This window comes from Caballeronia sp. LZ034LL (genome assembly GCF_031451215.1).
GTDB lineage: Bacteria > Pseudomonadota > Gammaproteobacteria > Burkholderiales > Burkholderiaceae > Caballeronia.
Genome location: NZ_JARUXR010000002.1, coordinates 144,122 through 159,844 on the forward strand (window position 1 = coordinate 144,122; position 15,723 = coordinate 159,844).

General features: G+C 64.5%; 15 protein-coding genes. 2 read left to right on the top strand and 13 right to left on the bottom strand.

Translation table 11 applies throughout. From position 1 onward, the window contains the following. Window positions 1-41: 41 nt before the first annotated feature. Together QCE83_RS15045 and QCE83_RS15050 are read right to left on the bottom strand one after the other, a co-directional pair. Window positions 42-311, bottom strand: a complete 270-nt coding sequence (locus QCE83_RS15045; RefSeq protein ID WP_309812123.1) for a hypothetical protein — start codon at window positions 309-311, stop codon at window positions 42-44. A 44-nt stretch (window positions 312-355) separates the two neighbouring features. Further along, window positions 356-706: a hypothetical protein gene (locus QCE83_RS15050; RefSeq protein WP_309812125.1), complete on the bottom strand. Its 351-nt coding sequence runs from the start codon at window positions 704-706 to the stop codon at window positions 356-358. Between the two features lie 53 nt (window positions 707-759). Between QCE83_RS15050 and QCE83_RS15055 the strand changes: the two genes are divergently transcribed. Both QCE83_RS15055 and QCE83_RS15060 read left to right on the top strand, forming a co-directional pair. Further along, a complete protein-coding gene (locus tag QCE83_RS15055) occupies window positions 760-1,035 on the top strand; it encodes a hypothetical protein (RefSeq protein WP_309812128.1) in 276 nt (91 codons plus the stop codon). Then, window positions 1,035-3,686 (top strand): ATP-binding cassette domain-containing protein, encoded by a 2,652-nt coding sequence (locus tag QCE83_RS15060; protein WP_404985205.1) that lies wholly within the window; start codon window positions 1,035-1,037, stop codon window positions 3,684-3,686. Before QCE83_RS15055 ends, QCE83_RS15060 begins: the two co-directional genes overlap by 1 nt. Here the strand turns inward: QCE83_RS15060 and QCE83_RS15065 are convergent. The 11 genes from QCE83_RS15065 to QCE83_RS15115 all read right to left on the bottom strand — a co-directional run bounded on the left by QCE83_RS15065 (window position 3,683) and on the right by QCE83_RS15115 (window position 15,721). Then, the gene (locus QCE83_RS15065) at window positions 3,683-4,663 is read right to left on the bottom strand and encodes an SDR family oxidoreductase (protein ID WP_309812134.1); all 981 of its coding nucleotides are present in this window, start codon (window positions 4,661-4,663) and stop codon (window positions 3,683-3,685) included. The genes QCE83_RS15060 and QCE83_RS15065 overlap by 4 nt on opposite strands. Window positions 4,664-4,688: 25 nt before the next feature. Then, window positions 4,689-5,648: a glycosyltransferase family 4 protein gene (locus tag QCE83_RS15070; RefSeq protein ID WP_309812137.1), complete on the bottom strand. Its 960-nt coding sequence runs from the start codon at window positions 5,646-5,648 to the stop codon at window positions 4,689-4,691. Beyond that, window positions 5,635-6,708 (bottom strand): glycosyltransferase family 9 protein, encoded by a 1,074-nt coding sequence (locus QCE83_RS15075; protein WP_309812140.1) that lies wholly within the window; start codon window positions 6,706-6,708, stop codon window positions 5,635-5,637. The genes QCE83_RS15070 and QCE83_RS15075 overlap by 14 nt, the downstream gene beginning before the upstream one ends. Then, on the bottom strand, window positions 6,705-7,760 hold the full coding sequence (locus tag QCE83_RS15080) for a glycosyltransferase family A protein (protein WP_309812143.1): 1,056 nt from the start codon (window positions 7,758-7,760) through the stop codon (window positions 6,705-6,707). The genes QCE83_RS15075 and QCE83_RS15080 overlap by 4 nt, the downstream gene beginning before the upstream one ends. Further along, window positions 7,757-9,502, bottom strand: coding sequence for a carbamoyltransferase C-terminal domain-containing protein (locus tag QCE83_RS15085; protein ID WP_309812145.1), 1,746 nt, complete (start codon window positions 9,500-9,502; stop codon window positions 7,757-7,759). Before QCE83_RS15085 ends, QCE83_RS15080 begins: the two co-directional genes overlap by 4 nt. A 2-nt stretch (window positions 9,503-9,504) precedes the next feature. Continuing rightward, window positions 9,505-10,680 carry a glycosyltransferase family 9 protein gene (locus tag QCE83_RS15090; protein ID WP_404984826.1) on the bottom strand — a complete coding sequence of 392 codons (1,176 nt, stop codon included), beginning with the start codon at window positions 10,678-10,680 and terminating at the stop codon, window positions 9,505-9,507. Then, entirely contained in the window at window positions 10,677-11,255 is a 579-nt protein-coding gene (locus tag QCE83_RS15095; RefSeq protein ID WP_309812148.1) for an HAD-IIIA family hydrolase, read from the bottom strand. The genes QCE83_RS15090 and QCE83_RS15095 overlap by 4 nt, the downstream gene beginning before the upstream one ends. Next, on the bottom strand, window positions 11,252-12,523 hold the full coding sequence (locus QCE83_RS15100; protein WP_309812151.1) for a glycosyltransferase family 1 protein: 1,272 nt from the start codon (window positions 12,521-12,523) through the stop codon (window positions 11,252-11,254). The genes QCE83_RS15095 and QCE83_RS15100 overlap by 4 nt, the downstream gene beginning before the upstream one ends. Window positions 12,524-12,707: 184 nt before the next feature. Next, window positions 12,708-13,655, bottom strand: coding sequence for a glycosyltransferase (locus QCE83_RS15105; RefSeq protein WP_309812154.1), 948 nt, complete (start codon window positions 13,653-13,655; stop codon window positions 12,708-12,710). Then, the gene (locus tag QCE83_RS15110) at window positions 13,648-14,355 is read right to left on the bottom strand and encodes a PIG-L family deacetylase (protein WP_309812156.1); all 708 of its coding nucleotides are present in this window, start codon (window positions 14,353-14,355) and stop codon (window positions 13,648-13,650) included. Before QCE83_RS15110 ends, QCE83_RS15105 begins: the two co-directional genes overlap by 8 nt. A 58-nt stretch (window positions 14,356-14,413) precedes the next feature. Beyond that, complete coding sequence (locus tag QCE83_RS15115) at window positions 14,414-15,721, bottom strand: cytochrome c (protein ID WP_309812159.1); 1,308 nt, start codon at window positions 15,719-15,721, stop codon at window positions 14,414-14,416. Between the last annotated feature and the right edge of the window lie 2 nt (window positions 15,722-15,723).

A 15,723-nucleotide genomic window follows, 5' to 3' on the forward strand; every position in this document is an offset into this window, starting at 1 on the left:
ACGCGAACGTGCTTCGGGTGATCGAATGGGAACCAGGCGGTTCAGTCTTCCGTAGATTGAAGCTCGTTCAGGACGGTTATGCGAAGTCGAGCCAGCGCACTGGAGCTGGAGATGAGGTTGTGCAGCAGCCTTTCGGAATCCCCGGCATCGCCTCCGAGGTCCTTGATCCAGTCGATGCGCTGCCGCTGCGCCTCGATGCGCATCTCGCCTTCGAGAATGAACTGATTGATTCGGTTGAGTTCGTTCAGTACGCGCTCACGAGTCATGGCGGGCCTCGATCCGATTGAGTCGATCGTCGGCGCGTCGAACATGAGCGCGCCATCGCCAATGTTACAACGCGCCGCGCGAGGTCCTATCAGGCTCTGCCCGCCAGCCGCAACGACGATTCGAGCACGTCGCTGCTCGACGTGACGAACTCGCGCGCCCATGCTGCGATGGCGCCCTCCGCCATGCGGCGGGTCGGCTGGAAGATATGGCTATGGAAAGTGACCGTGGTGACTTCAGCGTGGCGCTTGTAGTCGCTTTGACGCGAAAAGCGCGCGACGCCCGTCCATCCGTCCCCTGGAATCGACTCAGGAAATATTTCGAGGAAATACGCGCCTAGGGAATACATGACCGTCTCCATGAAAGGCGTACAACTTTTGTGCAGCATATAGCGCTCCCGCTTCCTATGAATAAAGCCTGCCTTTCCAGCAGTGTTCTGCATCTGGCGCACGCGTTGCTGACGAATACGCGTTCGTGGCCAAAGGGAGGACGCCGATGAAGCGATTTCTGCAATCCGCGCTCATGGTTGTATTGACAGGTGCATGCATGAGCGCCGCGTGGGCTCAGCAAAATGGCGCGCCGCCTGGCAATAAATCGCCTAGCGACGATGGCGCCGGCAAGTCCGCAGGCATCGCGGGCGGTGCAGGTGCGGCGGGCCAGTCCGGCACCGATCCCGCCACGCTTAAGCGCACGGAAGAGCAACGCGTGAAGAAGCAGCACGGTGGTGCATCCGGTCCAGGAACGGCCAATCGCAAGGATTGGAAGGAGTGATCCCGGCTACAGAGGGCCGGGATCGCACGCGCGTTCGCAGACGCATCGTCAGCGATCTGTGGCGCGCGGTCTGGGCATGGCGTTATCAGACGGCGGCCGCGTTGGTGCTGATGATCGGCGCGCGGCTTGCCGTAGTGTCCGTGCCGCTGCTGCTCAAGCGGGTCATCGACGAATTCAGTCACCCGGCATCGAGCGTCATCTTTCCCGTCTTCCTGATCCTCGCCTACGTGCTGCTGCGCTATCTCGGCGATGTGCTCAACGAAGCACGCGATGTGGTCTTCAGCATCGTCACGCAGCGCACCGTCGCGTCGTTCACGGAGCGAACGTTCGTGCATCTGCACGCGCTCGGCGCGCGCTTCCACGCCAAGCGCGAAACCGGCGCTGTGGTGCGCGACGTCCAGAAAGGTGCGGATGGCGTGGGCTTCCTGCTCGGCACGTCGCTGTTCACCATCGTGCCGGTGCTGATCGAGATCGGTACCGTCGTGGCGGTGATGGTCAGCAGCTACTCGCTGGAGTTCATGGCCATCATCGGCGTGACCTTCGTGCTGTACTCGGTGTGGACGCTTATCTTTACTCGCTATCGCATGCGCTTTCAGCGCGCTGTCAACGCGCTGGAAGCTCAGTCGGACAGTCGCCTCGTCGACAGCCTGCTCAATTACGAAACCGTCAAGTTCTTCGCCAGCGAAGACACGGAACGCGGCCGTCTGTCGGGTGTGCTCGAACAATGGGTTCACGCGCGCGTCGCGAACCAGCGCGCGCTGACGCTGCTGCACGTGGGGCAAAGCACGATCATCGCCGCGGGCATTGCGGCCGTGATGCTGCGCGCGGCGCAGCATGTATTGGCGGGAACGATGAGCGTCGGCGATCTCGTGCTGGTCAACGCCTACATCGTGCAAGTGTGCAATCCGCTCAACACGCTGGGCTTCGTGTTTCGCGAGACCAACGACGCCATCGTGAACGTCGAGCGCATGTTCAACATCCTGCTGTCGCGCGGGCGCGTACGTGAGGACATCGACGAGACCGGTGCGAAGCCGCTCGTCGTGACGGCGGGCGAGATCGAGTTCGAGCATGTCGAGTTCGGTTACGATCCGGCGCGGCAGATCCTGCGCGATGTCGACTTCCGCGCGCATCCGGGCAAGAAGCTCGCCGTGGTGGGCGGCAGCGGCTCGGGCAAGTCGACGCTCGTGAAGCTGCTGTTCCGCCTCTACGAACCGACATCGGGCTCAATTCGCATCGACGGGCAGGACATCGCGCAGGTGACGCAGAACAGCCTGCGCGCGACCATTGGCATCGTGCCGCAGGACACCGTGCTCTTCAACGATACGATTGCCTACAACATCGGCTATGGGCGGCCGGACGCCACGCGCGCCGAGATCGTCCAGGCGGCGCGCGCCGCGCAGCTGGACGGGTTCATCGAGCGTCTGCCGGATCACTACGACACGCGCGTAGGCGAACGCGGCGTGCGGCTTTCGGGCGGCGAGCGGCAGCGTATCGCCATAGCGCGGGCCATCCTGAAGAATCCGCGCGTCATCGTGTTCGACGAAGCTACCTCCGCACTCGACACGCGTTCCGAGCGCGCCATCCAGAACGAACTGGACCGGCTGGCGGAAGGACGCACGTCGATTGTGATCGCGCATCGTCTGTCCACCGTCGTCGATTCGGACTGGATCCTCGTGATGGAGCATGGGCGCATCGTCGAGCAGGGACAGCATGACGACCTGCTCACGCTCGATGGCGTGTATGCCCGCATGTGGTCGCTGCAATGGCAACAAGGCGAACTCGAACATGCGCAGCGCAAGATATCGGCGGAAGCGGTCGGGCTCGATACGCTGGTGAGCGGCGTGATCGATGCGCTCCACGAAGAGATCGCGGCGCGCGGCGTGAATCTCTATACAGTGATGACCGAACCGGGCTTGCGCGTATCGGGCGACGCGGGCGTGTTGCAGCAGATCGTCGCGGAGCTGTGCCGCGTGCAGATCGGCACGGCGGCGCGTGGGGAGCGCGTCGAGTTGCGCGTGTTCCGAGAAGGCAATCATGCGTCGCTGGTGGTGATGGGACAGCGCGTCGCGCCAGTGGAACTGTCGCGGCAACAGATGCGCCGGCTGGAGAAGGCGCTGACGGAGATTGGCGGGGGCTTCGCGGCGCGCACCATCGACAGGCAGGTGGCCTATGTCGCGACGATGCCGCTGCGCCCCGTGCTCGACGATGCCCACATCCATGCCGGTACCGCCGAGGATGCGCTCACGGGCATCACGGTCATGGTGCTGGACGATCAGGAAGAAGCCCGCGATGCACTTGAGGCCGTGCTCGAGACCGTGGGTGCGCAAGTGGTGTCATGTGGGTCCGGCGACGAAGCACTGGCGCGGCTGCGCGCTTTGCCCACGGCGCAATGGCCCGGCGTCCTGCTGTGCGATATCGTGCTGGGCGGCGATCAGGACGGCTACGACGTGTTGCGGCTGATACGCGAGGAAGAGGCAAGCCGCGGCGCGTCGCTGGCCGAGCGCATGCCTGCTATCGCGCTGACGGGCTTTGCTCAGGCCGAAGCACGTGCGCGGGCGCAGGCGGCGGGCTTTCAGGCCCACCTGACCAAGCCCGTGCCCGCGCCGAAGCTGATTGCCACCATCGAGGGCGTCACCGCGCGCAGCGCTTAAACGGCATGCGCGGCGCGTGCATCGGCGGCTTCGATGATGCCGCGGAAATGCTGCGCGGTGCGCCGCAAGCCTTCGTCGAGATGCGTGGACGGCGCCCAGCCGAGCAAGTCGCGCGCAAGCGAGATGTCCGGCTGGCGATGCCACGGATCGTCGAGCGGCAAGGGCTTGAAGATGATCTCGGACGACGACCCCGTCAACTCGATGATGCGCCGCGCGATGTCGAGCATCGACAGTTCATGCGGATTGCCGAGGTTCACCGGACCGGTGACGTCGTCGGGCGTGTTCATCAGGCGAATGAAGGCGTCGACCATATCGTCGACATAACAGAACGAGCGCGTCTGCAAGCCTTCGCCATACACGGTGATCGGCTGGCCGGACAGCGCCTGCATCATGAAGTTGGAGATCACGCGGCCATCGGCGGGATGCATGCGCGGACCATAGGTGTTGAAAATGCGCGCGATCCTGATCGAGAGTCCATGCTGGCGACGGTAATCCATGAACAGCGTTTCGGCGCAGCGCTTGCCTTCGTCATAGCAGGAGCGCGGACCGATGGGATTCACGTTGCCCCAATAGGCTTCCTGCTGCGGATGAACGTGGGCATCGCCATACACTTCGCTTGTCGATGCCTGGAAGATCTTCGCGTGGACGCGCTTCGCCAGGCCCAGCATGTTGATGGCGCCATGCACGCTGGTCTTGGTCGTCTGCACCGGATCATGCTGATAGTGAATGGGCGACGCGGGACACGCGAGGTTATAGATCTCGTCCACTTCCACATACAGCGGGAACGTGACGTCGTGGCGCATCAGTTCAAAGTTCGCGCTGTCCAGCAGATGCGCAATGTTGTCCTTCGTGCCGGTGTAGAAGTTATCCACGCACAGCACGTCATGGCCCTGTGCAAGCAGACGCTCGCATAGGTGCGAGCCGAGAAAGCCCGCACCGCCCGTCACTAGAATCCGCTTTCTATAAGCTTCTTTCATGTCGCCATTCCTTCAAGAATGAATTTCAGCTGCATACGTGGCGCAGGGTTTCGTCCCAGTCATGGGCGAAACGTGCGATATGGAATCGTTCCAGTGCAGTGCGGCGCGCGCCTTCGCCGAGACGTCGCGCTTCGGCGGGGTCGCGCAGCAGGCGTTGCATCGCATCGATGAGCGCGAGCGGATTCGTATCGACAAAGCCGTTCTCGCCATTGCGAATCACGGCCGCGAGTTCGGTCGTGGCCAGCCCGATGATCGGCATGCCGATGGTCATCGCCTCGACGATCGCCAGTCCCAGGCTGGTCCAGCGGATCGGGTTGAAGAAGAAGCGATAGCGCGCGACGAACGCGGCAAGCTCCATGTTGCCAATCTCGCCGATGCCGCCCGCAGACTGTGCGTCCATGCCGACGAGATCGAGCGGTATGCGCTCGGCCGCCTGCGCGAAGACATCATTCCCGAGCCGCCTGCCGCGCTGCCGCAGGTGATTGATGACGGCGATGCCGCGCTCCAGTTCGCCGCTATAGCGGACGCCTTCGGGCACGACCACGCCGTGCTCGATGACGCGTGTCTGCGTATCGCCGTTGTCCCACATGAGACGGTTGAAGTGCGTGACGTGCACGAGCAACGTGTCGCGATCCTGGACCCAGTGCTTTTGTTCGAAAGCGTTTTCTTGCGGCGGATCGTGTTCGATATACACGCGTGGCAAACGCCGCTGCGCATCGCTCAACAGGTTGATGCGGTCGTCGTCCCACTGCTGTTTGTGCTGGAACAGGATGACGTCGAAGGACTGCGACTGCACTTCGCTGGCCGGAATCTCATGCACGTTCGCGCCGAACGGCAGCGCGCCCGCCGTACCCGCATATCCGGGTGGATAACCGGGGCGCGTGACAAGGTAAAAGTCGTGCGGCGTCTGGCTCAGGTAGTAGAGATAGTTGCCATGCACGTGCCATGTCAGCACGCGCAAGCGCCGGGAGCTAGTCATGGGCATGGATCAGCGTCTCCTTGCGGAAGGTCGTTTCAAGTTGCGCGCGAGCGGCATCGAGTACGGCGGGCACACCGATGTTGGTCGCGCATTCGTGTTCATAAGGGCACACGCGGAACGCGCACGGACGGCATGCGGGCCAGTCGGCCAGCACGCGATGCCGTGCGTGATCGGTGGGCGCCCAGCGGTGCGTGTCGCTGCCTGACGCGATCACCACGCTCGGCGTGCGCATCGCGGCTGCGACGTGGGACAGCCCGGTGTCGTTGCACACGATCAGCCGCGCCCGGCCGACGAGCGCCGCCAGTCCGCCGAGGGAGGTCGCGCCGGCGAGATCGATGGCGTTCGGTCCTCCGTTCTGCGCCACATGCGCGGTGAGCGCGGCTTCGCCCGGGCTGCCTGTGACGGCGATGCGCCATCCCGCGCGAGCAAGCTCACGCGCGACTTCGCCAAAGCGTTCGACGGGCCAGCGCCGCGACGGCAGTTGCGCGCCCGGATGCACCAGCACGAGGCGGCTGCAATCGATCGCACAGGCTTCGATGAGCGCTGCGCATTCGCGTTGGTCATCCGCCGTGAGCGGAATCTCGAGCGAGAGATCGCTTGCATCGATACCGAGGCGCTGCAGCAGCGCCGCATAACGCGCCGATTCGGGCAGTTCATCAGGCCATGACATGAACACACCTGCGCGCATGCCTTCGTCGGGTTTGAGGAAGCCCGCGTTCAGCCGTGCACCGAAGCCTTCGACGATATCGTTCGCCACGCCGCCGCTGCCGTGCAGTTGAATCGCCAGGTCGAAGCGGCGCTCGCGCATGGCCTGCTGGAAGGCGGGCAGATGTGCGTCGGTTTCTTCCTGTTCCGGGAAGCCCACGGCGCCTGGAAATACGATCAGTTCGTCGAGCAGATGCGCATAACGGCTGACGAAGCTGCTGGCCCACGGCAAGCCGATCAGCGCGATGTGCGCATGCGGATGAGCGCGCCGCAGGGCTCGCAGCGCAGGCACGGCGCACAGCATGTCGCCGAGTTGCAGCGCGCGAAAGATGACGATGCGTTGCACCGGTCCGGCATTCATAGGAACAGCACCTTGAAGCGGAGCGCGCCGCGGATGCGCCAGTAGATCGACAGGGTCGGAATAATGGCCGAGGTCCACAGCATCTCCGCGACATGCGCGGGCGTATGGGCGGTGCGTTTAAGCCGCTGCGCGCCGAACCAAAGCGTGAGTGCGGCCCAGACGAGCAGCGCCGTGACCGCCACACGAGGCGCACCGGCAATGAACGAAAGCAACGCAGTCGCCAGCGCCGCGAGCATCGCGTAATACAGCAGCGGCGGGCCGCGTCGAATGCGCGCGCGAAAGAGGTCGGGATACTTCTTGAACAACAGGGCGTCGAACTGGCTCTTCTTCTGCTGCGAGATGCATACGCCCCAGCGCGCGGGACGCACCGGATGCAGCACGATCGCATCTTCCGCGCGCGCGATCGTCAGTCCCGCCTGCATCAGCGCAAACTGCAGGTCCGAATCCTCGCGCCACGCGGCGGTATAGCGTGCATCGAAACCGCCGGTGCGCTCCAGCGCGGCACGAGTCGCGAAGGCGTTGGCCGTGGCGAACTCGGCCGTGGCCAGTCCGGCTGCGTCGCATTCGTAGTCGGTCGGACGCGGTCCCAGCGGCACGACGATACGGCCGGACACCGCGTCCGCGCCGGCGTCGAGTGCGCGGATGCCATTCGCGAGCCAATGCGGATCGGGGATGGTGTCGTCGTCGGTGAAGGCGATGCGCCGTGCAAGCGATGCATGCCAGCCCGCGTTGCGCGCGCCCGCTGGTCCCTGCGTCGCCATGACGGGCACATAGCGAATGCGCAGACCCCGTAGCGCCTGCTCATGCGCCAGACGTTGCACGCAGGCTTGCGTGGCATCGTCCGGGCCGTCGTCGCACACGATGATCTCGTAACGCGCCGCATCGTACTGCTGCGCGGCGAGCGCGCGTACGCAACGTTCGAGCATCGCGGGACGGCGGTAGGTTGGCACGACCACAGATACCTCAGGGATGAAGTCCCCACGGTGCACGGCGTTTGCATCGCCTGCAGCGGCAGTGCCGTCGTGATCTAAGAGACCGGTGCAGGTGCTCATGCGCGCAACCCCGGCTTCTCGACCAGGAAGGGACCAATCACCAGCGCATCCAGCGGCGAGGTCCAGAACGATTCGAGCGCATCGCGCGGGGAGTTCACCATCGGCTCGCCGCGCGTGTTGAACGACGTGTTGACCAGCACCGGCACGCCCGTGCGCGCCTTGAAGGCCGCGAGCAGGTCGTAGTACAGCGCATGCTGCGAGCGGTTGACGGTTTGCACGCGCGCGGTGCGGTCGATATGCGTGACCGCCGGAATCCGGTCCTTCATGTCCTCGCGCACGTCGAAGATGAACAGCATGTAGGGCGCGACGCGCGCATCGACGAACCAGTCGGCGGCATGTTCTTCCATCACCACCGGCGCGACCGGCCGGAAGTCCTCGCGGTCCTTGATCTCGTTCAGGCGCGCCTGCATCGACGCATCGATGGGCGAGGCCAGGATGGAACGCGCACCGAGCGCACGCGGTCCGAACTCGGTGCGTCCCTGATACCAGCCGATCACGCGGTTTTGCGCGAGCAGGTCGGCGGTTTCGGCGGCGATGTCATCGAGCCTGCGATACGGCGCGCGCGTCCACTTCAGGAAAGTTTCGATGTCCTCGTCGGCGAAGGATGGGCCGAGATACGCATGGTTCATGCGCCATTTGCGGCCGGGTTCGCCTGCGATGGTCCGCTCGCGCCAGTCGGTCCACAGCGCGGCGCCGAGCGCCGTGCCGGCGTCGCCCGCCGCGGGCTGCACCCATACATCGGCGAACGGGCCGCGATCGCGCAGGCGCGCATTCATCACGCAATTGAGCGCGACGCCGCCGGCCATCGCCAGATGAGACAGACCGGTCTTTGCGTGCAGCCACTTCGCGAGTTCGAGTGCAGTTTCCTCCAGCACGACCTGCAACGAGTGCGCGACGTCGTAGTGATGCTGCGTGAGCGGACCACCGCGTTCGCGTGCCGGTCCGAAACGTTCGACGAGACGCGGCGCATCCACCGTATAGCTTCCGTCATTCCGGTACTTGACGATCTCGCGGAACTGATCCACATGCACGGGCTTGCCGAACGATGCCAGGGCCATCACCTTGTACTCGTCGGAGGAGTGCAGGAAGCCCAGATAGTCCGTTACCGCTTCATACAGCAGGCCCAGGGAGTGAGGCAACTCCACCTGCTTCAGCCGGCGGTATTCGCCATCGACGAACTGCCCGAGACTCGTCGTCACGCCTTCGCCACGGCCGTCCATCGTGAGCACGGCGCAGTCATCGAAGGGCGCGGCGAGGAATGCGCTCGCTTCATGGCAGAGATGATGATCCACGTTGTGCCAGGTGTAACGCGGCACACGCCCGCCACTGGCGAAGCGCTTGCGCAGATGATGCGGCGCGCCGTCGCGCAACTGTCCCTGCGCATTGACGATATAGCTCAGGAACAGCGGATCCCACGGCGATTCGGATGGATTTGATAGCGGCTGTTCCGACGGCATCATCGGCAACGTGATGCTGGCCTTCGCATCCTTGGGCATGCCGGAGAACAGATGCGGATCGTATGAATAGGCGACGTGATCCACATCGGCCAGTTCGATGCCCGCTTCCTTCAGGCAATAGTCGATGGCATCGAAGGGAAGCTGCCACGTCGAGAACGGCACGGGCCGCTTGGCATGCTTCACATGCGTGAAGCGTTCGTCTTCGGCAGCGGCGATGACCACGCCATCCTTGATGAGCGCGGCCGCGCTGTCGTGATAAACGGCGTTGATACCCAGTGTGTACATGACTAGAAAACCTGTGTGGTCGTGTTGATGGGTGGGAGTTCGGTTTCGAGCAGGGCCAGCGCGGCATCGACGACGTCCTGCACTGGCACGCCCAGCAGGCAAGCGTGATGGCCTTCAGGACACACGCTGCGGTAGCACCAGCGGCACGGCACGTCGTGATACAGAACGCGGTGCGGCGTCTGCCAGGGCATGTGCTGCGGATTGGTGAGCGCGTAGAGATCCACGACAGGCGTGCCGAGCGCCGAAGCGAGATGCACCGGACCGCTGTTGTTCGAGATCAGCACGCGCGCACGGCGGATGAGCGCGCCCAGCTCACCGAGCGACACCGCGCCCGAGAGGTCGATGGCGTGCGGACTGGCGCCGCATGCATCGCGACAGAGCGTGCTTTCGCTGGCCGATCCGGTGACTAACACCGGCAGGTTCAATTGTTCGCCGAGACAAGCGATCACTTGCGCAAAGCGCTCGACGGGATAACGGCGCGACTCCGCCGTGGCGCCCGGATGCACGACGATGAAGGGCGCATCCACATCCACGCCGCGTGCTTGCAGCTTCTGCGCGAGCGAAGCGACATCTGCGGGCTGTTCGTTGAAACGCATGCGGGTATCGTCCGCGCGTGCGCCCACCTGCGCGACCAGCGCAAGCTGCCGCTCCACTTCATGACGCGTGCCGAGTTGCGGCTCGCTTTCCGCGACCCAGTCGGTCAACAGGCCATAGGGGTTCTCACGGCAATGCGCGAGCCGCAACGGAATGCCGGCGAGATGACACAGCATGGCCGCCGGCAGCGGGTTCTGGCTATAGACGCTAAAGATCACGGCCGCGTCGAAATGCGCGTCGGCGAGACGCGCGCGCATGGCCAGGTCAGCGAGCGGGTCGATGGGCGCTTCCTGCTTCACCCAGGGCGCGTCGTATTCGATCACGTCGTCGATGGCATCGATGAACGGCGCCGCGGCCTTGCCCGAACGCGAAGCGAGCAAGGTCAGATGCCGGTCCGGCTGCGCGTTGCGCAACGCATGCAGCGCGGGCGTGGTCATCAGCACGTCGCCGAGATTGTCCAGCCGGATGCAGAGAATGCGCTTCACGTCCGCGCCCCACTCGCGCGGAGCGTTCGCCGCGCTCTTGCGGGCGTGCGCTGCGATCACCGGCGTCATGGACACCGGCTGTTCCGTGTCGCGCTTCATGCAGGGCACTCCGCGTTCGCGATCGCCAGCGCGGCCTCATGCATGTCGCGCACCACGATGTCCGGTTCACGCCCTTCGCCGCGCAGCCATTCGGTCTCGTTGCCGTTGTCGATCAGCACACAGCGGCAGCCCGCGCGATGCCCGGCTTCCACATCGTCGAGTATGTCGCCGATGAACCAACTGCGCGCCAGATCGATGCGATGCTCGCGGGCGGCCCGCATGAGGAGGCCGGGCGCGGGCTTGCGGCAGTCGCACTGCAGCGTATATTCGGGCACGACGCCTTGCGGATGATGCGGACACCAGTAGATGCCTTCGAACGCAGCACCCGCTTCCGCGGCAAGCGTCCGCAGGCGAGCTTCCATTGGATCGAGCGCTTCGCGGCTGAACTTGCCGAGCGCCACGCCGCTCTGGTTACTGATGATGAACAGCGGCAAGTCGAGCGACGCGAACAGGCGCAGTGCGTCGAACGCGCCGGGCGCCAGCCGCATCCGTTCCGGGTCCACGTTCCACGGTACGTCGTGCAGCAGCGTGCCGTCCTTGTCAATGAAGACGGCGGGTCTCGCGGGCGGCGTCATCGGGCAGCCCTGCTCATCTGGTGCGCCGTGGCGGTCTGCGTATCTTCGCCGCTGACGCGCGCGTAGACCCGCGCGAGCGCCTGCGCAACGCTCGACCACGTGAACATGGCATTGGCGCGTGCCAGGCCGGCATCGCCCATCTTGCGGGCGCGCTCCGGGTCGCGTTTCAAGGCGACCAGCGCTTCGGCGAGCGCGTCCGGATGCCTCGGCGGCACCAGCAAGCCGGTCTCTCCATGCGCGACGGAATAGCGGATGCCGCCCACGTCCGCGCCAATTACCGGCGTGCCGCACGCCATGGCTTCCAGCGGCGTGATGCCGAAGGGTTCGTACCACGGCGTCGTCACGAAGACATCGGCAGCGTTATAGAAGTGCTTCAGCTCGCCGCGTCCATGACGGCCCACGAAGTGCACATGCTCTTCGACCCCGCATTCCCGCGCGATGCCACGCAGCCTGCCGATCTCCGGCGTGGCGCCTTCGTTCGGTTCATCGGAATTGCCGCCTGCTATATAGAGTTCCGCTGCTTCGCCGTGCGTGGCATGGAAGGCGCCCATTGCGCGCACCACGTTATCGATGCCCTTGCGCGGCACCAGCCGTCCCAGTTGCAGCACGATGAAGCGATCCTGCGGCCAGCCCAGCCGTGTGCGTGCCTGCGCCTTGTCGAGCGGATGAAACTCGGTGCGGTCGAAGCCGCACGGCACGAGATCGATGCGCGCGGGATCGGCGTCATAGAGATGCACCAGATCGTTCTCGTCCTGCGGACATTCGGCGATGACGGAATCGGAACGGCTGACCAATTCGTCTTCGATGGCGAAGCGCGCATCGGGAAAGCCGTCCGATTCGCCCTGATGCAGCCGCCGCACACGCCCGAGTGCATGAAATGTAGTGATCAGCGGCACGCCGAGCGCATCCTTGATTCGCAAGCCCACCAGACCCGACATGAAGAAGTTTGCATGCACGACGGCATAGGGCTGTCGTTCTTGCTTCATGAACTCGATCATGAAGCTTGCGAAGGCCTCCATGTGCGGTAGAAGCTGCTCTTTGGGCAACTGCACCGGCGGGCCCGCCGGAACGTTTATCACGCGGATGTTCTCGAAACGCGAGATAAGCGGCAACAACGAACGATCGCAACGTGTGAATACATCGACATCGTGACCGAGGCGCACAAGTTGCCGCGCGACGTTGGCGACATAGATGTTCTGACCGCCGCTATCGACTCCACCTGCCACGGCCAGTGGCGAAGCATGTTCACTGATCAACGCGATCTTCACGGATGTCCCCTTTTCACAAGATCCCTCTCCGCATGGGCGCGGTGCGTCGTCGCGTGGATCAGTCCATAGCTTTCAGCATTCGCTATGCCACTCGTTGCGAACGTACGAAGGTCTATGAAACGATCTGCGGTTCGCATGGAGACGAACCGAATATCGTTGGGTGCGTTGCACAGCGAACGCGCTTTTACGAATCGCTTGTAAAACGGAATGCGTGGCGGGATGAAGTTTCAACCGCTTGGCGCAGATCATCGTCGCGGACGATGCGACGCATTTCCTGGACGCGTGAAGGGATGACGCGGCGTCTTGCGGCGGCCCACGCGATGCCGCGAAGAAGTTCAGGCAGATCGCGCAACAGCGATGCTTCCGCGCGCAAGGTGCGAAACGCATCGCGGGTCGTCATGATCGCTTCGCGCCAGGGCAGGCGCATCCATGCGACCCAGGCTGCGTTGCGCGCCAGGAGCTTGCGCCGCTGGGCGCTGTCGCGAAGCGGGGAGGGATGATGATGGAGGACGAGTTCGTCTGCATAGACGATCTCGTGGCCTGCGCTCAGCACATCGAGCGACATGAGCGTTTCCTCGCCGCCGATGAACAGCCGTGGCTCGTATCCGCCCGTCTGCCGGAATACGCTGGTGCGGAACACGCAGGCGCCCGCCATGAAGCCGATCAGCGCAGGCCCCGGCAAGCCATCGTGCGGCAAGGGGCTGGCGCGCATGCGTTCGCAGGTTTCGTCGGTCGCGCCGTGCTCGCCCACCACCACGCGCGCATTCAGCACGCCGACGCGCGGCGCCGCATCGAGGATGTCGACGGCACGCGAGAGGGATCCGGCGTGCCACCAGGTGTCGTCGTCGCAGAAGGCAACGTATTCGGTCTGCACGCGTGCTACGCCGAGATTGCGTCCCGCCGCGCCGAGGTTGCCCGGCGCGACGACGAGTTCGACTTCCGGAAATTCGGCCACGATGCGTTCAGCGGTGCCGTCAGAGGAAGCGTTATCGACCACTACGATGTGGATGGGATCAGGCAACGCGGTAACTCTTGCGAGCGTGTCGAGCACCTGATCGGCACGGTTATAGGTCAGCACGACCACGGTGAGACGTGCGCCCGCGGAATCGGCAAGCATTGCAGGTTCACGCATCGCGATGCTTCGTCCGCAAGGTCCAGAAGCGTTCGGGTGCGAGCACGTCGTCATAGCCGTGCGGACCGAACGCTCTCAACTGGCTCGCATAACATTGCACGGCGCGCTGCTTCGCTTCCATATGGCCAGGCAGGCCCGCCACATCGATGGTTTCGAGCCAGGGCGTGGCTCCTATTCCGTCGCTTTGGAGGGCTGCCAGGCGCTGCTGCACGAGCCCGTCCATGCGCCGGTACAAGCCATCTTCATACGCGATGCAGGGCCGCGATGCATCGGCCATGCAGGCGGCGAGGGCGGCGCGGTGCACGAGTTCATGGTCGGAGTGGAACAGGCCTGCGGGGATCACGACAGCGTCATGACGACCCGCGTGGATCACATCGGCGAGCGCGTCAGCGATGGCTTGCATCGTTTGTGCGCCGTCCTCCGCGTATTGCGAATCGAGGAACGAGAGATGCTTGGCGCGTGCGCCGAGTATTGCCAGCGCGGCAATGTCCTCGGCGCGACGTGCTTCCATGGCTTGGTGAGCGTCGCTGAAACCGCACTCCGTGTCCCAGCCGGTCACCATCGGTATCTCGGGCGTTCCGGCGAACACCGTGCAGACCAACGCATCGGTTTCCGCAGCGAGCAGCGCGCCGCAACTGAAAACGGCGTCGTCGAGATGTGGGGAGATCACGAGCAGGCGTCGGGGAGGCTTCTGCATCATCGCGTGTCGGTCGTTCAGGTCATTCGCCAGGCGCAATGGCTGTGCCTTGGCGCGCGGCTCAGTGTGTCGAGCCGCCTCCCACCGCTTCGCGCATCGTCCTGACATCGCGCGTCGTGACCGGCGGCGCGTTATTGCCCCACGTCGAGCGCACGAAGGTCAGCACGCGGGCTATCTCCGTGTCGGTGAGCTGGTCAGCGAACGCGGGCATCTTCTTCGGTTCGGGGCCATGTACCGTGGACGGCGCCCGTCCGCCCTGCAACACGAGCCGCACGAGCGAATCCGGCTTCTGCGACAGCACCGCCGGATTGCCGGCCAGACGGGGGTACTTGAGCGGAACGCCCATGCCGTCGGCCTGATGGCAGCGCGCGCAGGTACCTTGATAGAGTCCCGCGCCGGGCCGCTCCTGCTCACCCGTGTGCAGCGCTGCGACGCTCTGGCGGGCTTCGCGCGAATGATCATCGTAGGTGCCCCCTTCGCCGTGCGCAGGCAGACTCTTCAGATACGAGGCGATGGCCTGCAGATCCTGATCGTCGAGATACTGCGTGCTGTCCTCGACAACCTGCACCATGGCGCCGAAGGTGGCCAGGCCCGCGCCATGGCCGGTCTTGAGAAAGGCGGCAAGGTCCGCCGCCGAGATGCGGCCCAGTCCCGCGCCTTTCAGGCCGGTCAGGTTCGGTGCATGCCAGTGATCGTTGGTGCCGCCTGTGAGATAGGCCGGCGACCCGTCCGTGTAGCCGAGTTCGTCATAGGCCGGGCCGCGCGGCGTATGACACGCGCCGCAATGGCCGAGCGATTGCACCAGATACGCGCCCCGGTTCCATTGCGCGTCGCGCTTCGGATCGCCAACGAAGGGTTTGTCCGGCGCGAAGGCGAAGTTCCAGAAGGTCAGGGCCCAGCGTTGGTTGAACGGGAACGGCAGTTTCGTTTCGGGCGCGGCCTGCGCTACCGGTTCAACGCCATGCATGAAGTAGGCGTAGAGCGCATGCAAGTCGTCGTCGCTGATCTTCGAGAACGATGGATAGGGCATCGCCGGGTAAAGATGCTTGCCGCCCGACGCTACGCCCTTGCGCAGCGCGCGCGCGAAATCCTCATAGCTATAGCGTCCGATCCCATGCACTGGATCGGGCGTGATGTTGCTGGACCAGATCGTGCCGAAAGGCGAGCCCATCGGCAGGCCGCCCGCGAAGGGATGCGGCTGAGGCTTGCCCGGCACCGGGGCGGCGGTGTGGCAACCGGCGCAGTCGGCGGCGCGGGCGAGATAGTCGCCGCGCGCGACGAGCCCCGGCGACGTGTCCGGCGTCTGCGCATGGACCCATGGCGCACACGCGAACAACGTCAGGCATATGGATAGAAGGCGGCGGATCATGA

What these genes read in the sequence shown, in the direction of transcription:
- QCE83_RS15065 (WP_309812134.1), bottom strand. Translation starts at nt 4,663, where the DNA reads ATGAAAGAAGCTTATAGAAAGCGGATTCTAGTGACGGGCGGTGCGGGC.
- QCE83_RS15080 (WP_309812143.1), bottom strand. Translation starts at nt 7,760, where the DNA reads ATGAGCACCTGCACCGGTCTCTTAGATCACGACGGCACTGCCGCTGCA.
- QCE83_RS15115 (WP_309812159.1), bottom strand. Translation starts at nt 15,721, where the DNA reads ATGATCCGCCGCCTTCTATCCATATGCCTGACGTTGTTCGCGTGTGCG.
- QCE83_RS15070 (WP_309812137.1), bottom strand. Translation starts at nt 5,648, where the DNA reads ATGCCCATGACTAGCTCCCGGCGCTTGCGCGTGCTGACATGGCACGTG.
- QCE83_RS15045 (WP_309812123.1), bottom strand. Translation starts at nt 311, where the DNA reads ATGTTCGACGCGCCGACGATCGACTCAATCGGATCGAGGCCCGCCATG.
- QCE83_RS15105 (WP_309812154.1), bottom strand. Translation starts at nt 13,655, where the DNA reads ATGCGTGAACCTGCAATGCTTGCCGATTCCGCGGGCGCACGTCTCACC.
- QCE83_RS15055 (WP_309812128.1), top strand. Translation starts at nt 760, where the DNA reads ATGAAGCGATTTCTGCAATCCGCGCTCATGGTTGTATTGACAGGTGCA.
- QCE83_RS15085 (WP_309812145.1), bottom strand. Translation starts at nt 9,502, where the DNA reads ATGTACACACTGGGTATCAACGCCGTTTATCACGACAGCGCGGCCGCG.
- QCE83_RS15110 (WP_309812156.1), bottom strand. Translation starts at nt 14,355, where the DNA reads ATGATGCAGAAGCCTCCCCGACGCCTGCTCGTGATCTCCCCACATCTC.
- QCE83_RS15075 (WP_309812140.1), bottom strand. Translation starts at nt 6,708, where the DNA reads ATGAATGCCGGACCGGTGCAACGCATCGTCATCTTTCGCGCGCTGCAA.
- QCE83_RS15090 (WP_404984826.1), bottom strand. Translation starts at nt 10,680, where the DNA reads ATGAAGCGCGACACGGAACAGCCGGTGTCCATGACGCCGGTGATCGCA.
- QCE83_RS15050 (WP_309812125.1), bottom strand. Translation starts at nt 706, where the DNA reads ATGCAGAACACTGCTGGAAAGGCAGGCTTTATTCATAGGAAGCGGGAG.
- QCE83_RS15095 (WP_309812148.1), bottom strand. Translation starts at nt 11,255, where the DNA reads ATGACGCCGCCCGCGAGACCCGCCGTCTTCATTGACAAGGACGGCACG.